This window comes from Streptomyces sp. DSM 106670 (assembly GCF_055792845.1).
Genome location: NZ_CM147704.1, coordinates 5,972,814 through 5,988,728, shown reverse-complemented (window position 1 = coordinate 5,988,728; position 15,915 = coordinate 5,972,814). Strand labels below are relative to the sequence as shown.

Below are 15,915 nucleotides of genomic sequence, written 5' to 3'. Positions count from 1 at the left end.
CTGTCAGACGGCTACGTGGCCACCGGCCGCGCCACTGTCATCGTTCGACTTGTGGTGTGACTGAAGCCGAGGGTGGCCAGGCCTTCGGACTGACACAGCTGATCGGAGGGGCCGTCGACCTCGGTCTGGAGAAGTTGGTACGCGGCACCGTGTGTCTGACCCCAGTGCATGGCGGCACGCCACAGGTTCCGTCCCAGGCCCTGCCCTCGGGCGTCGGGCAGGACAGCGAAGTACTGGGGCATGAGTTGGAGGCGTCCGATCGCGTCCGCACCTACCTCCATGGGACCGATCGCGCCCACGATGCGGTCGTCGACGACTGCGGCGAGGACCGGGCCGCACCGGTCGGCCTGCATCTGATGGTGAAGGAAGGCCAGGCCATCGGCGGCCATCGTGTCGGCGAACGGGGCGAAGGTCTTCTGTACGGCGGTCGGCCAGGCGGTGACGGGCCGGACCGGACCACCCGGGTCGGGGCAGGGGCCGGCGGTGAAGTCCTTCAGCTGGATGCGGGCGCCGCGCGGGTGCGCGGTCTCGGGGCTCAGGGGACGTACGACCCGGGCGCTGACCACGTCGTGCGCGGCCGCGAGTTTCGCGGCCAGTTCGGCGGCCTCCTCCACGACGCTGTCGCGGAGCCCGTAGGCGAAGACCCTGGCAGCGCCGCGTCCACGCCGGCTCAGGGTGGGGACGAGGGTGTGCTCGCGCTGGTGCACCACGTCGTTGCGTAGGACTTTCTCGTCCTTCTCGCCGCCCCAGCGCCGGTCCTTGTCGTAGGGCAGGAAGTCCCCGGTGTCCGCGGCTCGCAGCATGTCCTCGAAGAGGTCGACCGACAGGGCGTCGGGGTGGACGGGACCGAGAGTCGGCACGATCGGCGCGGTCAGTTGGGACCGGAGCCAGTCCCAGCGGAAGAACATGTGCGGCACCCTAGCGGCGGGGCGGTCAGGGCTCAGGCCCCGACGCGAGCACGCCGGGGCCTGAGCGGAGTTGACCGGCTCGTGTCGGTCAGTGGGGGTTGTCGTCACCGGCGTCGCAGGAGCACTCCGCGCTCTCCACGACCTCGTCCAGGTCCAGTACGGCGGTCACCGAGAGGGTGGCGACGGGCGGTGCCGGACGGCGGGCCGAAGTCGGCGGGCCGGGGAGCATGGTCACCGGTACGGGCGGGGTCATGAGGCGTTCTCCTTGTCTCCGTGCTGGCAGTAGCTGTGCAGCGGCGCCTTGGCCTCCTGGTAATGCTTGGCCAGGGGACGGCAGACCCGGCAGGTGCCGGACAGAGCACAGCCCTCGCACCCACCGGTGCGAAGCATGAGGCGGTCGGCGATGGCGCCGAGCCGGGTGAGACCGTCGATACCTTCGGCCATCAGGTCGATCTGGTCGTCGCGGCCGACCTTGCAGATCGACACCTTGGCGTGCGGGTCGGCGTGGAAGAAGGTGTGTCCCGCGGTTGCATCCGGCGAACGGCTTGCGCTGGCGCAGGTGGGCGGCGGACTGGGCGAGCAGCGGTTCGCCGCCGCCGTAGATCGTGGGCGTCATGTTCGTGTACGCGTGGTTCTCGACGTTCCACTCATCGGCGAGGGCGGCCATCTCGTCGGCCTCGGAGGCGTTGTCCTCGGTCACCACGACGTTGATCCGCAGCGGCAGCCCCGCCTCACGTGCGGCGTCCATGCCGCGCCGGAACGCCTTCCACGCCCCGCGGCGCTGGGTGAGCGCGTCGAAGGACTCCCTACTCGCCCCGTACATGCTGACCACCAGCCGATAGGGCGGACAGTCCCGGAAGAGCTTGAGGAGGTCCGGACGCCAGAGCAGCGAGCCGTTGGTGGAGATGGTGAGCATCATCCCGGCCCGCCAGGCGTACCAGTAGGCATCCTGGAAGTGGGGGTCCATGGTGGGCTCGCCGCCGGTGATCTGGAGCCAGAGGACACCGGCCTCGCGCATGATGTCCAGCAGCCGCACCTTGTCCTCCCGGCCGAGGCCGGAGAACGGGCGCTCGCCGAGGTAGCAGTGCTTGCAGCCGAAGTTGCAGCCGAGGTTGATCTCCCAGGACGCCCGGCAGTAGCCGTACGGGGACGGCTCGCGCACCAGCACCGTGCCGTGCGCGGTCTGGCCGCCCAGGTCCAGGCCCCACACGTCGGAGGCGGTCTGCACCGCCCAGGTGGGAAGCGACCCATTGTTGGTGGCAGCCTGGCGCAGGCCCTCGAAGTGGTCGGCGGAGATTCGGGCGCCGGCCCTTGCCCCGGGTTTGAGGAGAAGGTGTCCGTCGAGGAACGGGGAGGCGATCAGAGCGTGGGCCATCAGTGGCCCTCCTTCCGGATCACGGAGCGGGACAACACACGGGACGCCAGGTAGTCGGTGCGGCAGTGAATCTCGCCCAGCCCGTTGCAGGTGCCGCAGGTTCTGCCGGACGAATTGGCGCCGCTGCCACCGCAGTCCCCGCACTGTTCGTTGCGAGGCGAGCGAATGCGCCGGGGCTTTTGCGGGCTCGCGATCAGCTGGTGCACGAGACCTCCTCCGGGGCGTCTTCCCAGGTGTGCTGCTCGGGGTGGTCGGCGAACAGACTGCAGCCCTCCCCGTCAGGACCAGGGGCGACCACCGGGCAGTCCGGCAGCACAAAGAGTTCGGTCTCGGCCGTCCCGTACCAGCAGAGCCACAGTGCGGTCCCGTATGCGCCGGTGTCGGTGAGGAGACCGAAGTGCTCACCCGCGTCGCGCTCGGACAGCTGGCACTGCACCGCCTTGTCGATGTACGGGGTGGCCGCCTTCTCCCGTGCTTCCCGCGCAAGGTCGAGGGGCACCCGGTACCAGTGCACGCACCGCATCACGACACCATCCGGAAGGATGCGACAGCGTTCCGGGCCTGCTGCGCGCACCGGGGGCAGCCACACGGCGGGTAGCGGCCCGGGTTCTCCGGTACCACCGGGTCATCGCCCACGCGTACCTCCGCGAGAGGCCCCCACGTCAGCCCGGAGTCGCGGGAGACCCGCAACGTCATCCGTACGTCATCCTGTCCGTTCGCCATGGACAGGAGCATCGCGATCTGCGGGCACGGCCAGAAAGGCCAAGCGGGTTACCCAACTTGGGTAACATCACTTTCGGTTGACCACGAGCTGCAATCCGTAGTCCTCATGCCGGAGCGTGCCCGATGCCCGAGCCACCTCGCTCGAAGGAACTCCCGGTCAGCCTGCTCACGGATCCAGTGATGATCGGGGCATGCCAGGCCAGAGACTTCGGCCGCATCTTCCGGCTGGTCAAGGCGCGAGCGGGCATCTATCCCTCGATGATCGCGCGCCGTTGTGACCTGACTCCGAGCCGGGTGGGTGAGGTGATCACCGGGCGGAGGCAGTTGGTGCACATGGACGTGATCGAACGGATCTCGGACGGGCTGCGCATCCCTGGAGACATGCTCGGCCTTGCCCGACGCTCCTGGGAGACACCGCCCAGCCTGACGGTCACACCCCGCGAACCGGCCGAGGCGCCGAACTCAGCCATCGATACGGAGCTTTCTTCCAGGCTCGCTCGTCACGCGGCGGAGACCAACGTCAACACGCTCGTACTGGAGCAGTTCGATGCTGATGTCGACCGACTTGCCCGGGACTTCGTCAGCCGGCCCCTGCCTCTTCTGATCCCGGAGATTCGCACAGCTCAAGGCGGGGTGTTCCAGTTGCTGGAGGGCCGACAGCACCCCAGCCAGACCCGCCACCTGTACGTGGTTGCGGGGTGGCTGTCCGGTCTTGCGGCCCATGTGTCGCTTGACCTGGGTGACCGCTCCGCCGCAGCTACACATGTCCGCACTGTGGTGCAGTGCGCTGAGATCTCGGAGCACTCACCGTTACGCGCATGGGCACGGTCGTTCCAGTCGCTGGCCGCCTATTGGGCGGGGGACTACCGGCGGGCAGGAGACCTTGCGCAGGCCGGGCAGAGCGAGGGTCGAGGCCCTGGTACGGGAACAATCAAGGCTCGGCTGCTCAGCTTGGAGGCACGGGCCCGTGCAGCCGGAGGGGACAGCCACAGTGCGCTGAGGGTACTTGCGCTGGCCCATGAGGCACGAGGTGATGCGGAACCCGACGAGTTGCCTGGCGTCTTCTCGTTCCCCGAGGCCAAGCAGTGGGCCTACGCCGGGACCACTCTGTTGGCCGTTGGGGGCGACAAGCAGATCCGGCACGCTGTAAGCGCGTCCAATCGTGCCGTGGAGCTGTACCAGGCCGGGCCGGAAGGCGACCGCTCCCTCGGCGATCTACAGGCCGCCCATCTGGACCTGGCCACGGCCTACCTTGCCAGCGGTGACGTCGAGGGAGCCGGTGCGAAGCTCTCGGAGGTGTTCGGCGCCGAGGGCTACACGGCGAGTATCACCATCAGGCTTCGCAATCTGGCCGCGCTCCTCGGAAGCGAGCCGTACCGTGGCGCACAGTCGGCAGTGGATCTCCGCGCGCACATTCACGAGGTGACCGTCCGGCCCGCTTTCGTCAGCAACTCTACGGAGCCCCGATGACCGCCCAGCCCACGCACGATCATTTGGTCACCGATCGCAGCCTTCTCTCCACCAAGGCGTACGGCACGGGTCAGCACCTGGCCGCCCGTCAGTCTCTCTACCAATGGCAGACCCCGAGCCACGACCTTCCGGGCATCGTCGTGAACGAACTGGCCGACGTACGCGGTGTGGTCGCTGACGTGGGTTGCGGTAATGGGAAGTTCGTCGTTCGGGTGCGGGACGACCGTCCCGACCTGAACGTGCTGCCCATGGACGTCTCTCAGGGCATTCTCGGCGCCATCCCCGGAGCGGTCGTCGCAGACGTCCAACAGCTGCCCATCGCGGATGGAGTTCTCGGCGCGGCTCTTGCGCTGCACATGCTCTACCACGTTGAGGACCAGTCCCAGGCCGTGCGGGAGTTGGGCCGTGTGCTGGCACCCGGCGGCATCGCGATCGTCTCCACGAACAGTCGGACCGACAAGCGGGAACTGGAGCACCTTTGGCGACGTGCTGCGGGCGATGTGCTGGGCATCCAGGAGGGCCCGGCCCGAGTGCAGTTGTCCGCCCGCTTCACCCTGGACGACGCGCCAGCGATCCTCGGTACGGTCTTCGGCGAGATCCGCACGATCCCCCTTCCCGGTGTGATCGAGGTGACCGACGCCGAACCGGTCGTCGCGCACCTGGCCTCGTACGAAGCCTGGGCCGACAAGATGGGCGTTCCGTTCCGGGAGACGATCGAGCGCGCGCGGGAGCGGGTTGACGAGACCATTCAGGCAGAGGGCGCCTTCCGCGTCACTTGTCTTGGCGGCATGCTCGTCTGCCGATGAACGCTGCCCCCGTCAGACCAACTGGCCGAGCATCGCGTTGCAGGTGCGCCGTCGCGTCTGGGGCCTTCCCTGTCACACCGAGGGGGCACCGCTGAGCATCTGCCTCCCCAATGATCGCTCCGTCCATGGCTCCATTGAAGCTGACCGCAGATGGGACTGGCCCGGCCCGGTGCCCCAGCCGATGGTCGGCCTCGCTCGCCCCACGCGCCGTCGAGTGTCTGGCTGCGCGACAACACAAGCGCACAACGGCGGACGCCCACGAACATCTGCAGCGGTGCAGGGCCGGTCCAGCCTTCGCGTGGCGTGCTGACATCCACCACCTGACACATCAACAGCGGTGGATGCCAGCAAGCCTGCAGAGTTCCCGGCAGACCGAACCATCGTGGGCCGCGGGTGTGAGCCACGTGCGGATCGAGCTCCTGGAGCAGGTATCACCCCACTACTGACGCAATTGCCAACCGACCCGGGACGCGAGGGTTTTGTCAGCGGGCGTACAGCAGCGGAGTACCACAACCACAGAAGCCTCTACCGCCTCTCCTGAGCCGCTCAGCGTCCGGTATCCCCGTTGCTGACCGACATATTCAGGAGCTACGGCTCAGAGGAACGTGGCCTTGCCCGGCCCCTCCTCGACGAAGCTGCGCATGCCGCGCTCGCGGTCCTCCGTGGCGAAGAGTCCGGAGAACCAGTTCCGCTCGATGGTGAGCCCGGTGTCGAGGTCCGTCTCCAGTCCGGCGTCGATCGACTCCTTGGCCGCGCGCAGCGCCAGCGCGGGCCCCTTGGCCAGCTTGGCGGCCCAGGCGTGCGCCTGCTCGTAGACCTCGGCGGCCGGGACCACCCGGTCGACCAGGCCCAGGGTCAGGGCCTCCTCCGCCTTGACCATGCGGCCGGTGAAGATGAGGTCCTTGGCCCGGGAGGGGCCGATCAGCCGGGCGAGGCGCTGGGTGCCGCCCGCGCCGGGGATGAGTCCGAGGAGGATCTCCGGCTGGCCGAGCCGGGCGTTGTCCGCCGCGATCCGGTAGTCGGCGCAGAGCGTCAGTTCGCAGCCGCCGCCGAGCGCGTAACCGGTGACGGCGGCGACGACCGGCTTGGGGATGCGGGCGACGGCGGTGAAGGCGTCCTGGAGGCCCTTGGACCGGAGCACCATCGCGGTGTGGTCCATCGCCTGCATCTCCTTGATGTCCGCGCCCGCCGCGAACACCTTCTCGCCGCCGTAGAGGATCACGGCGCGCACGTCCTCGCGCCGGGTCGCCTCCTCGGCCAGCTCCCGCAGCCGGTCCTGGATCGCGACGTCCAGGGCGTTCATGGGCGGCCGGTCGAGCTGGATGGTGCCGACGCCGTCGCGTACTTCGAGAGTCACAGTCATGCCAAGAGGTTAACCACCGCTAACGCGGGCGGGCCCGGTGCCGTTGGTCACAGCACCGGGCCCGGCCGGGTCGTTCAGGAAGGGGAAGAGGGTTACTTCTTCCACTCCTCCCAGTCCATGTTCCAGCCGTTGAGGCCGTTGTCCGGGGCGATCTGCTTGTCCTTCGAGTTCTTCACGATGACCACGTCGCCGATCATCGACTTGTTGTAGAACCACGCCGCCGGCGTCTGGTTGTCGTAGCCGCCGCGCACATCGCGCAGACCGACACAGCCGTGGCTGGTGTTGGTGTTGCCGAAGATGGAGGACGCGCCCCAGTAGTTGCCGTGCAGGAAGGTGCCCGAGGTGGACAGCCGCATGGCGTGCGGCACGTCCTTGATGTCGTACTCGCCGCCGAAGCCGACGGTGTCGCCGTTCATCCGGGTCACCTTGAGCTTCTCGCTGATGACCATCTGACCGTTGTACGTGGTCGTCGCCGGGGCGCCCGCGGAGATCGGGATGTCCTTGATCTGCTTGCCGTCGCGGACCACCTTCATCCGCTTGGTGTCCGCGTCGACGGTGGAGACCTGGCTGCGACCGATGGTGAACTTCACGGTCTTGGCCTGCTTGCCGTAGACGCCCGGCCGGCCCTCGACGCCGTCGAGGTTGAGCTCGACGGTCACCTTGGTGCCCGCGGCCCAGTAGTTCTCCGGGCGGAAGTCGAGGCGGTCGTTGCCGAACCAGTGGCCCTCGATCTCGACGGCCGGTTCGGCCGTCACCTTGATCGCCCGCTCCACCGCGGCCGGGTCGGTGATGCCCCGGGTGAAGTGGATGGAGACCGGCATGCCGACCCCGACGGTCGAGCCGTCCTCCGGCGTGTACTGCCCGATGAAGGTGTTCTGCGGCACCAGCGTGGTGAACGTGGTGTCCTTCGCCGACTCACGACCCTCGGCGTCCTTGGCGACCGCGTGCACCGTGTACTTGGTGGCGGCGGCGAGGTGCCGCTCCGGCGCCCAGCTCGCGCCGTCGGCCGCGATCTCGCCCGCGACCTCGTTGCCCTTGGGGTCGGCGACCTTCACCGTGGTCAGCTTGCCCTGCGTGGCGCCGATCTTCAGCGCGCCGCTGGTCGCCACGGACTCCGCGCCGTCCTTGGGCGCGATGGTCACGACCGCCTGCGAGGCGGTCGTGTCCTCCTTCTTCGTACCGCCCGCGGGGCTCTTCCTGTCCCCCGCGTCGGCATTGCCGCCGCACGCCGTCACCAGCAACAGCAGTGCTCCCAGAACCAGGGCCAGAAGCCCCGGCCCGCCGCGCCGCTTCCCGCTCGCCCCGGCCGATGCCCCCGATATCGGCTGCCCGTTCACTGTGGTCGTCTCCCCTCGCACGGCCTGGCCCCGCCATGGCCCGCACCCCCGCGCGCAGAAAATGCGCGTCGCCGCAAGATAATCACATCGCGACCGGGATGAACTCCCTCCGGAATGTCACCGTTCCGTCCCAACTGGTCCGGGGAGCTGTGCAGGTGGCGCGGGGTGCCGGGGCCGACCGGAGGGGACGGCCGAAGGGGGCGCCCGGATGCCCGGGCACGGGGCGCGTCCGGGGGCCCGGCGGGGCCTCAGCGCAGGGCGGAACCGGCCTTCCACTTCTTCCAGCCGAGGTTCCAGCCGCTGAGCCCGTTGTCCGGTGCGACCTTCTTGTCCTTGGAGTTGACCACCTCGACCACGTCGCCGATCAGGGTCCGGTCGAAGAACCAGCCGCCGGGTGCGGAGCCGCTGCCGCCCTTGGCGTCGCGCAGCCCGATGCAGCCGTGGCTGACGTTCTCCTCGCCGAAGACGGACTCGTCGGCCCAGTAGTTGCCGTGCAGGAAGGTGCCGGACTCGGTGAGCCGGATCGCGTGCGGTACGTCCTTGATGTCGTACTCGCCCTTGCCCTTCTTGTCCGTGAAGCCGACGGTCGCCCCGTTCATCCGGGTCACCTCGTGCATCTCGGTGACCACCATCTTCCCGTTGTACGTGGTCGTCTTCGGGGCCCCCGCGGTGATCGGGACCGTGCTGACGAGCTCCCCGTCACGGCGTACCTCCATGGTCTTCTCCTCCGCGTCGACGCGGGAGATCTGGGAGCGGCCGACCGTGAAGACGACGGTCTTGTCCTGGCTGCCGTAGACCCCCGGGGCGCCCTCGACGTCCCGCAGTCCGATGTCGACGGTGACCTCGGTGCCGGGTTTCCAGTACGTCTTCGGGCGGAAGTCGAGCCGGTCCTTGCCGAACCAGTGGCCGGCGACCTCCACCACCGGATCGGACGTCACCCGGATGGCCTTCTCGACCGCCGCCCGGTCGGCGATGGGCCGGTTGAAGGAGAAGGAGACGATCATGCCGGTGCCGACGGTGGACCGGTTCTCCGGCTTGAAGTAGCCGATGAAGCGGTGCTCGGGCACGAGCGTGGTGAAGGTGGCGTGCCGGGCGGAGCGCCGCCCCTGTCCGTCCACGGCCACCGCGTCGATGCTGTACTTCGCGGCGAGGGCGAGCCGGGCCACCTTGGGCTCCGGGGCCCAGGAGCGTCCGTCCTCGGCGATGCGCCCGGCCACCGTCTGCTGCTGCGCGTCCTCGATCCGCATGACCTTCACGCTCTCCAGCCGCCCGTCGGGGACCTTCACCGCGATCCGGGTCTCCTCGTCGACGTCCTTGGCGCCGTTCTCGGGGAAGACGCTGATCGCGTCGCCGGGGGATCGCGCCTTGCCGTTGAGCAGGGCCTCCCGGGTGTCGGTGCAGCCGGTCAGAAGGGCCAGCACGGTCAGCAGTCCTGCCCATGTCAGCACGGCGGCCGAGCCGGCCCGTGCGCACTTCGCTGTGTGGTTCACGCTCCCCCAACGACCAGGGCCGGTCGGGGGAAACGTGAGTGCGGGCCGCCCGGTGGGCAGAACAGAGGGGAGGACTACCGGGAAGGGGCCGCGGCCGGGACGCCGCGCGCCCCTCCGAAGGTGCCCGTCCCACGAGCCGCGGGAGGCCGCACGGTGTCGAGCGCAGCCGAGCAGGAGGCAGTACAGGACCAGGAGCCGGTGCGGGGTCAGGAGCCGGTGCCGGATCCGGACGCGGTGGCCGCCGTGCGGGCGGAGGTCGCCCAGGTGCAGCGCGCCGACGCCGTACGGTCGGGGGCGGCCGCGCCCGCCGTGTGGCCCGGGGCCCCGATGCCGCTGGGGGCCCGCTTCCGGGTCGGGCCTGACGGGGTGGCGGGGACGAACTTCGCGCTGTGGGCGGGCGGGGCCGAGGCGGTCGAGCTGTGTCTGTTCGACGAGCGGGGCGTCGAGACCCGTTGTCCGCTGACCGAGCTGACCCATGAGATCTGGCACGGCTTCGTCCCCGGCGTACGGCCCGGTCAGCGGTACGGCTACCGGGTGCACGGCCGCTGGGACCCGTGGACGGGGGCCCGCTGGAACGCGGCGAAGCTGCTGCTCGACCCGTACGCCCGTGCGGTCGACGGGACCTTCACCCTGCCGCCCGAGGTGTACGGGCATGTCCGGGACTGGCCGGACCAGCATGTCGCCGACACCGTGCGCGACGACCGGGACTCGGCCCCGTACGTCCCCAAGGGTGTGGTCGTCCACGATGACGACGACTGGGTGGAGGACCGCCGGCCCAAGACCCCGTGGGCCGACTCCGTCATCTACGAGCTGCATGTGCGCGGCTTCACCAGGCTCCACCCGGACATCCCGCCCGAGCTGCGCGGCACCTACGCCGGTCTCGCGCACCCGGCGGCGATCGGGCATCTGACCCGGCTCGGGGTGACCGCCGTCGAGCTGCTGCCGGTGCACCAGTTCGCCCACGAGGACCATCTGCTGCGGCGCGGGCTGCACAACCACTGGGGCTACAACTCCATCGGCTACTTCGCCCCGCACGCCGACTACTCCGCCTCCGGCACGGCGGGCGGCCAGGTCGGCGAGTTCAAGCGGATGGTGCGCGCGCTGCACGACGCCGGGATCGAGGTGATCCTCGACGTCGTCTACAACCACACCGCGGAGGCGGGCGAGCTGGGCCCGATGCTGTCGCTGCGCGGCATCGACAACCGGGGCTACTACCGCCTCCAGAACGACCCGCGCCGCTACGCGGACTACACCGGCTGCGGCAACACCCTGCACGTGGTGCAGCCCCAGGTGCTGCGGCTCATCACCGACTCGCTGCGCTACTGGGTCACCGAGATGGGCGTCGACGGCTTCCGCTTCGACCTGGCGGCGGCGCTGGCCCGCTCGATGCACGACGTCGACATGCTCTCGCCGTTCCTCGCGGTGATCGCCCAGGACCCGGTGCTGCGCCGGGTCAAGCTGATCGCCGAACCGTGGGACGTCGGCAACGGCGGCTATCAGGTCGGGGCGTTCCCGCCGCTGTGGACCGAGTGGAACGACCGCTACCGCGACGCCGTACGGGACTTCTGGCGCGGCGCGCTCCCCGACGTACGGGATCTCGGCTACCGGCTGACCGGCTCCAGCGATCTGTACGCCTGGGGCGGCCGCCGCCCGTACGCCTCGGTCAACTTCGTCACCGCGCACGACGGCTTCACCCTGCGCGACCTGGTCTCCTACGAGCAGAAGCACAACGAGGAGAACGGGGAGGGCAACCGGGACGGGACGAACGACAACCGGGCGTGGAACTGCGGGGCGGAGGGCGAGAGCGACGATCCGGAGATCAACGCGCTGCGCCGCCGCCAGCTCCGTAACCTGCTGACCACGCTGTTGCTGTCCACCGGGGTGCCGATGCTGGTGGCGGGCGACGAGATGGGCCGGACGCAGGGCGGCAACAACAACGCCTACTGCCAGGACAACGCGACCGGCTGGGTCGACTGGTCGCTGCTTGAGCAGCCCGAGTGGCGGGAGCTGACCGAGCTGACGGCCCGGGTGCTGACGCTGCGCCGGACCCATCCGGTGCTGCGGCGCCGCGCGTTCTTCTCGGGCCGGGCGCAGGCCCCGGACGGGCTGCGGGATCTGGCGTGGTTCGCCCGGGACGGCCGGGAGATGACGGAGGGCGACTGGTACGCACCGGCGGCCACGCTCGGGCTGTACCTCTCGGGCCGGGACATTCCGGGGCGGGACGCGCGGGGCGAGCCGGTGAGCGACGACAGCTTCCTGGCGGTGCTGCACGCGGGCGCGGAGCCGGTCGCCTTCGAGCTGCCGGGCGCGCCGTGGGCGGACGCCTACGAACTGGTCCTGGACACCTCGCGGGAGGACCAGGCGGAGGCCCCGGGCACGGTCGTCGACGGCGGTACGGAGGTGACGGTGCCGGCCCGGTCGGTGCTGCTGCTGCGCGTGGTGGAGTAGCCGGGGCCTCAGCCGAGGATGCCCCGGTCGTAGCCCACGGCGACGGCCGCGGCCCGGTCCTTGGCGCCCAGCTTGGCGAAGATGTGGGTGAGGTGGGTCTTCACGGTCGCCTCGCTGATGAACAGCTCGGCGGCGATCTCCCGGTTCGTGGTGCCCCGCGCCACCAGGACCAGCACCTCGCGCTCGCGGGCCGACAGCGCGGTTTCGGCGGGGCCGGCCGCTGGGGTGCGGACCCGGGTCATCAGCCGGGAGGCGACGGCGGGCGACAGGACGCTGCGCCCGTCGGCGGCGGCCCGGACGGCGGCGAACAGCTCCTCGCGCGGGGCGTCCTTGAGGAGGTAGCCGGTGGCGCCCGCCTCGATCGCGGGCAGGGTGTCGGAGTCGGTGTCGTACGTGGTCAGCACCAGGACCTTGGAGCGCGCGCCGCGCCGGGTCAGCTCCGCGATGGCCGCCACTCCCCCGCCGCCGGGCATCCGCAGGTCCATCAGGACGACGTCCGGGTCGAGCCGCTCGGTGACCGCGAGGGCGTCCACGCCGTCCGCCGCCTCGCCGAGCACCTCGAAGCCGGGGGCGGCGGCGAACATGCCGCGCAGTCCGTCGCGGACGACCGGGTGGTCGTCGACGACGACGAGGCTGATGGCGCGGGCGGGGGTCTCGGTCATGACGGCACCGTACGGGGGCCCACTCCTGCCTGACCAGGGGCTGCAGCAGGGTCGTTCACTCCTGCCTGACCAGGGGGACCCTGGCGGAGACCGCTGTGCCGCCGCCCGGTTCCGACTCCACCTCGACCGCGCCCGCGATGCGTTCCGCGCGGGCCCGCATGCCGCCGAGGCCGAAGCCTCCGGTGCGGCTCGCCGGGGCGGCGGCCGCCGGGTCGAAGCCGCGGCCGTCGTCCCGTACGTCCAGGGTCAGTTCGTCGTCCATGAAGGACAGCGTCACCCCGACCCGCGAGGCCCCGGCGTGCCGCCCGGCGTTGGCCAGGGCCTCGCCCGCGATGCGCAGCAGAGTGGCGGCGATCTCGTCGTGGACCGGTTCGACGGTGCCGGTGACGGTGAAGTCGGCGCGGACGCGGTGCTGTTCGGCCCAGTCGGTGACGGTCTTCTTCAACGCCCCGGGCAGTTCGTCGTGTTCCAGGGCGACGGGGGCCAGGTTGTGCACGGAGCGGCGGGCCTCGCCGAGGCTGTGGCGGGCGAGCGCGGCGGCCCGGTCCAGGTGGAGGCGGGCGGTCGCCGGATCGCTCTCCGTGACGGAGGTGACGACCTGGAGCTGGGCGATGATCCCGGTGAGGCCCTGGGCGAGGGTGTCGTGGATCTCGGCGGCGAGCCGGCGCCGCTCATCGTCGACCCCGGCCTCCCGGGCCTGGACGAGGAGCTGGGCGTGCAGGGCCGCGTTCTCCGCCATGGCCTCCTCCAGCCGGAGGTTGGTGCGCTCCAGCTCGGCGATGGTCTCGACCTGGATCCGGGCCTTCTCCTCCTCCCGCATCCCGATGTGCCAGAAGAAGAGGGCGAGGGCGGAGTTGATGAGGTAGAGCGCGCCGAAGGCGACCCAGTTCATCAGGGTGGCGGGCGGCAGTCCGCCACTCTGCGAACCGGCCAGGGTGACGGCGGTGGCGAGCAGTCCACCGCGCACCGCCCGCTTGGGCAGCAGGGGTTCGACGTCGAAGTAGCCGAGGGCCGCGTAGATCGCGAAGAACGGGTTGAGCCAGGACAGGGCGAAGGCGAGGACGGTCCGGGCGGCGTAGTAGACCACCCCGGCCGCGGCGCGCGGCGCGGTACGCGGGCGGGTCCGGCCCCACCAGACCTGGAGCCCCAGCGCCACCGCGACCAGGACCCCGGCGGCGTACATCTCGGTACGGGTCATGATCAGGTCGGCGGCGACGCCCCCGACGAGGGCGGACAGGGCGAGGACGGCGTAGGGCCCGTACCGGTAGAACTGCTCCCAGCGGTCCTCGATCGTGCGGGGACCCGTCGCGCCGGACGGGTACGCGGAGCAGGGCGGCTGCGTCATGCGGGCAGTCTCCGTCACTGCCACCGGAAGAGTCGACCGGCCGCGATGCCCAGGACCACGGTCCACAGCGCGACGACCCCGAGGTACGCCCAGCTCGGCCAGTGGCCGGAGGCGGCCTGGTCCAGGGCCTGCGACGCGGCGCCGAACGGGGTCAGCTGCACGACGCGGCGCAGGGTGTCGGGCATCGCCTGGACGGGCACCCAGACCCCGGCGGTGAACATCATCGCGAGGTAGGCGACCGAGCCGACCGCGGTGGCCGCCTTCGTCGTACGGGACAGGGCGCAGATCGTCGCGCCCAGGGCGAGCACGGCGGCGACCGCGAGCAGCAGCGCCAGCGCGTAGCCGGGGAGCTGTCCGGGCAGCGCGACCCCGTAGCCGACGCGGCCGACGGCGACGACCAGCAGCGCCGAGCCGAGGGCGGCCGCGCCGTGCAGGGTGATCTGGGCGGTGAGGAGGGCCGAGGGCCGCACCGGGGTGGTGGACATCCGGCGCAGAATGCCGCGTTCGCGGTACGCGGTGAGGACCGGCGGCATCGCCTGGAGTCCGGCCATGATCATGGCGAGCAGGACCGAGACGGGGACGTAGAGATCGATGACCCGGCGCCCGCCGAGGTTGTCGTCGGCCTCCTTGAAGGCCGGGACGAAGCCGAGGATCACCAGGAGGACGGTCGGGAAGGCGAGGATCCAGAAGAGGCTGCCCGGTTCGCGGAGGAAGAGCCGGGTCTCGGTGAGCAGTACGGCCGCCATGGGGCCGCGGCGGCGGACGGGCGCGGCGCGTTCCGGCGTACGGGTCGGCGTCGAGGTCGAGGCAGGGGCCGGGGTCGGGGCCGGGGCCGGAGTCGATGCGGGGTTCATGTCAGGCGTCCTGTCCGGCGAGGTCGTTGCCGGTGAGGTCGTTGCCGGTGAGGTCGAGGAAGGCTTCGTCGAGGCTGGTCTCGGTGACCCGCAGCCGCTGGGCGGTGACGCCGAGTTCGGCGAGCAGGGCGATGAGCGGGGTGACGGTGTCGTCGGTGGCGTGCAGGACGAGGACGCCGGAGGCGTCGGGCGGGGTCACCGAGGCGACGCCCGGCAGTGCGGCGAGCCGGTCCAGCTCGGGTCCGGCCGGGGTGCGGGAGGGGACGAAGGAGACGACGGTGGAGCCGGTGGCCCGCCGGATCAGCCCGGCCGGGGTGTCCAGGGCGACGACCTCGCCCCGGTCGATGACGGCGATCCGGTCGCAGAGGCGCTGGGCCTCCTCCATGAAGTGGGTGACGAGCAGCACGGTCACCCCGCTGTCGCGGACCTCCTCGATGAGCTTCCAGGTGTCGCGGCGGGCGCGCGGGTCGAGGCCGGTGGTCAGCTCGTCGAGCACGACGACCTTCGGGTTGCCGATCAGGGCGAGCGCGATGAACAGGCGCTGTTTCTGGCCGCCGGAGAGCTTGGCGAAGCGGGTGGTGAGCTTGTCCGCCAGGCCGAGCCGGTCCGCGAGCGGCCGCCAGTCGGCGGGCGCCGGGTAGCAGGCGGTGTAGAGCTCCAGCGCCTCCCGTACGGTCAGTTTGGCCTGGAGCTCGCTCTCCTGGAGCTGGGCGCCGAGCAGGTGCGTCACCCGGTCGTGGTCGGCGACGGGGTCGAGCCCGGCGACCCTGACCGTGCCCGCGTCGGGGATGCGCAGGCCCTCCACGCACTCGACGGTGGTGGTCTTGCCCGCGCCGTTGGGGCCGAGGATGCCGAAGATCTCGCCCTCCTCGACGGAGAAGGAGACGCCGTCGACCACGGCACGGCCCGCGTAGGTCTTGCGTACCCCGTTGACTTCGATGATTGCCATGTCCACCAGGGTTCCGGCGGACGGTCCCGGGCGGTATCCGCCGTCACGCTCGACGGCGCATCGGCCGATCGGTTGATGCGGGGGTACGACCCGGGGTGCGGCCCGAGGTGCGTTCCGCCGGACCGGCCGGGGAAGAGGGCCCGGTCCGGCCGAAATTGGGAGGACCGATGTCAGTGGTGAAACGT

The 15,915-nt window shown here is 70.7% G+C and carries 13 protein-coding genes and 1 pseudogene; 3 read left to right on the top strand and 11 right to left on the bottom strand.

Annotated elements, in window-relative coordinates; all coding sequences use genetic code 11:
- Positions 1–11: 11 nt before the first annotated feature.
- From ACSMXR_RS26650 to ACSMXR_RS26635, 4 genes and pseudogenes are all read right to left on the bottom strand, one after another.
- Entirely contained in the window at positions 12–908 is an 897-nt protein-coding gene (locus tag ACSMXR_RS26650; RefSeq protein ID WP_473170078.1) for a GNAT family N-acetyltransferase, read from the bottom strand.
- 88 nt (positions 909–996) lie between these two features.
- Positions 997–1,161 carry a hypothetical protein gene (locus tag ACSMXR_RS26645; RefSeq protein WP_473170077.1) on the bottom strand — a complete coding sequence of 55 codons (165 nt, stop codon included), beginning with the start codon at positions 1,159–1,161 and terminating at the stop codon, positions 997–999.
- Positions 1,158–2,283 (bottom strand): annotated as a pseudogene (locus ACSMXR_RS26640) (radical SAM protein). Before ACSMXR_RS26640 ends, ACSMXR_RS26645 begins: the two are co-directional and overlap by 4 nt.
- Before the next feature lie 193 nt (positions 2,284–2,476).
- Positions 2,477–2,782 carry a hypothetical protein gene (locus ACSMXR_RS26635; RefSeq protein WP_473170076.1) on the bottom strand — a complete coding sequence of 102 codons (306 nt, stop codon included), beginning with the start codon at positions 2,780–2,782 and terminating at the stop codon, positions 2,477–2,479.
- Between the two features lie 347 nt (positions 2,783–3,129).
- Here ACSMXR_RS26635 and ACSMXR_RS26630 point away from each other — a divergent pair, with 347 nt between their 5' ends.
- Together ACSMXR_RS26630 and ACSMXR_RS26625 are read left to right on the top strand one after the other, a co-directional pair.
- Positions 3,130–4,476, top strand: coding sequence for a helix-turn-helix domain-containing protein (locus ACSMXR_RS26630; RefSeq protein ID WP_473170075.1), 1,347 nt, complete (start codon positions 3,130–3,132; stop codon positions 4,474–4,476).
- Positions 4,473–5,282: a class I SAM-dependent methyltransferase gene (locus ACSMXR_RS26625; RefSeq protein ID WP_473170074.1), complete on the top strand. Its 810-nt coding sequence runs from the start codon at positions 4,473–4,475 to the stop codon at positions 5,280–5,282. The genes ACSMXR_RS26630 and ACSMXR_RS26625 overlap by 4 nt, the downstream gene beginning before the upstream one ends.
- Positions 5,283–5,877: 595 nt before the next feature.
- On the opposite strand, the gene ACSMXR_RS26620 is transcribed toward ACSMXR_RS26625, so the two are convergent.
- From ACSMXR_RS26620 to ACSMXR_RS26610, 3 genes are all read right to left on the bottom strand, one after another.
- Positions 5,878–6,645 (bottom strand): enoyl-CoA hydratase/isomerase family protein, encoded by a 768-nt coding sequence (locus ACSMXR_RS26620; protein WP_381850136.1) that lies wholly within the window; start codon positions 6,643–6,645, stop codon positions 5,878–5,880.
- 92 nt (positions 6,646–6,737) lie between these two features.
- On the bottom strand, positions 6,738–7,982 hold the full coding sequence (locus ACSMXR_RS26615; protein WP_137233575.1) for a L,D-transpeptidase: 1,245 nt from the start codon (positions 7,980–7,982) through the stop codon (positions 6,738–6,740).
- Positions 7,983–8,230: 248 nt separating this feature from the next.
- Positions 8,231–9,472, bottom strand: a complete 1,242-nt coding sequence (locus tag ACSMXR_RS26610) for a L,D-transpeptidase (RefSeq protein WP_473170073.1) — start codon at positions 9,470–9,472, stop codon at positions 8,231–8,233.
- 153 nt (positions 9,473–9,625) lie between these two features.
- On the opposite strand from ACSMXR_RS26610, the gene glgX reads away from it, so the two are divergent.
- Positions 9,626–11,920, top strand: a complete 2,295-nt coding sequence (glgX, locus tag ACSMXR_RS26605) for a glycogen debranching protein GlgX (protein WP_218524700.1) — start codon at positions 9,626–9,628, stop codon at positions 11,918–11,920.
- Positions 11,921–11,928: 8 nt separating this feature from the next.
- On the opposite strand, the gene ACSMXR_RS26600 is transcribed toward glgX, so the two are convergent.
- From ACSMXR_RS26600 to ACSMXR_RS26585, 4 genes are read right to left on the bottom strand one after another with little or no spacing between them, the layout of a single operon-like run.
- The gene (locus ACSMXR_RS26600; RefSeq protein WP_473170072.1) at positions 11,929–12,582 is read right to left on the bottom strand and encodes a response regulator; all 654 of its coding nucleotides are present in this window, start codon (positions 12,580–12,582) and stop codon (positions 11,929–11,931) included.
- Between the two features lie 55 nt (positions 12,583–12,637).
- Positions 12,638–13,927: a sensor histidine kinase gene (locus ACSMXR_RS26595; protein ID WP_473170071.1), complete on the bottom strand. Its 1,290-nt coding sequence runs from the start codon at positions 13,925–13,927 to the stop codon at positions 12,638–12,640.
- A gap of 14 nt (positions 13,928–13,941) precedes the next feature.
- Positions 13,942–14,781 carry an ABC transporter permease gene (locus tag ACSMXR_RS26590; protein WP_473170070.1) on the bottom strand — a complete coding sequence of 280 codons (840 nt, stop codon included), beginning with the start codon at positions 14,779–14,781 and terminating at the stop codon, positions 13,942–13,944.
- A 1-nt stretch (position 14,782) separates the two neighbouring features.
- Positions 14,783–15,730 (bottom strand): ABC transporter ATP-binding protein, encoded by a 948-nt coding sequence (locus ACSMXR_RS26585; protein ID WP_473170069.1) that lies wholly within the window; start codon positions 15,728–15,730, stop codon positions 14,783–14,785.
- Positions 15,731–15,915: the final 185 nt, after the last annotated feature.

Coding starts and splice junctions, on each gene's coding strand:
- ACSMXR_RS26650 (WP_473170078.1), bottom strand. CDS start 908: ATGTTCTTCCGCTGGGACTGGCTCCGGTCCCAACTGACCGCGCCGATC.
- ACSMXR_RS26645 (WP_473170077.1), bottom strand. CDS start 1,161: ATGACCCCGCCCGTACCGGTGACCATGCTCCCCGGCCCGCCGACTTCG.
- ACSMXR_RS26630 (WP_473170075.1), top strand. CDS start 3,130: ATGCCCGAGCCACCTCGCTCGAAGGAACTCCCGGTCAGCCTGCTCACG.
- ACSMXR_RS26625 (WP_473170074.1), top strand. CDS start 4,473: ATGACCGCCCAGCCCACGCACGATCATTTGGTCACCGATCGCAGCCTT.
- ACSMXR_RS26620 (WP_381850136.1), bottom strand. CDS start 6,645: ATGACTGTGACTCTCGAAGTACGCGACGGCGTCGGCACCATCCAGCTC.
- ACSMXR_RS26600 (WP_473170072.1), bottom strand. CDS start 12,582: ATGACCGAGACCCCCGCCCGCGCCATCAGCCTCGTCGTCGTCGACGAC.
- ACSMXR_RS26595 (WP_473170071.1), bottom strand. CDS start 13,927: ATGACGCAGCCGCCCTGCTCCGCGTACCCGTCCGGCGCGACGGGTCCC.
- ACSMXR_RS26590 (WP_473170070.1), bottom strand. CDS start 14,781: ATGAACCCCGCATCGACTCCGGCCCCGGCCCCGACCCCGGCCCCTGCC.
- ACSMXR_RS26585 (WP_473170069.1), bottom strand. CDS start 15,730: ATGGCAATCATCGAAGTCAACGGGGTACGCAAGACCTACGCGGGCCGT.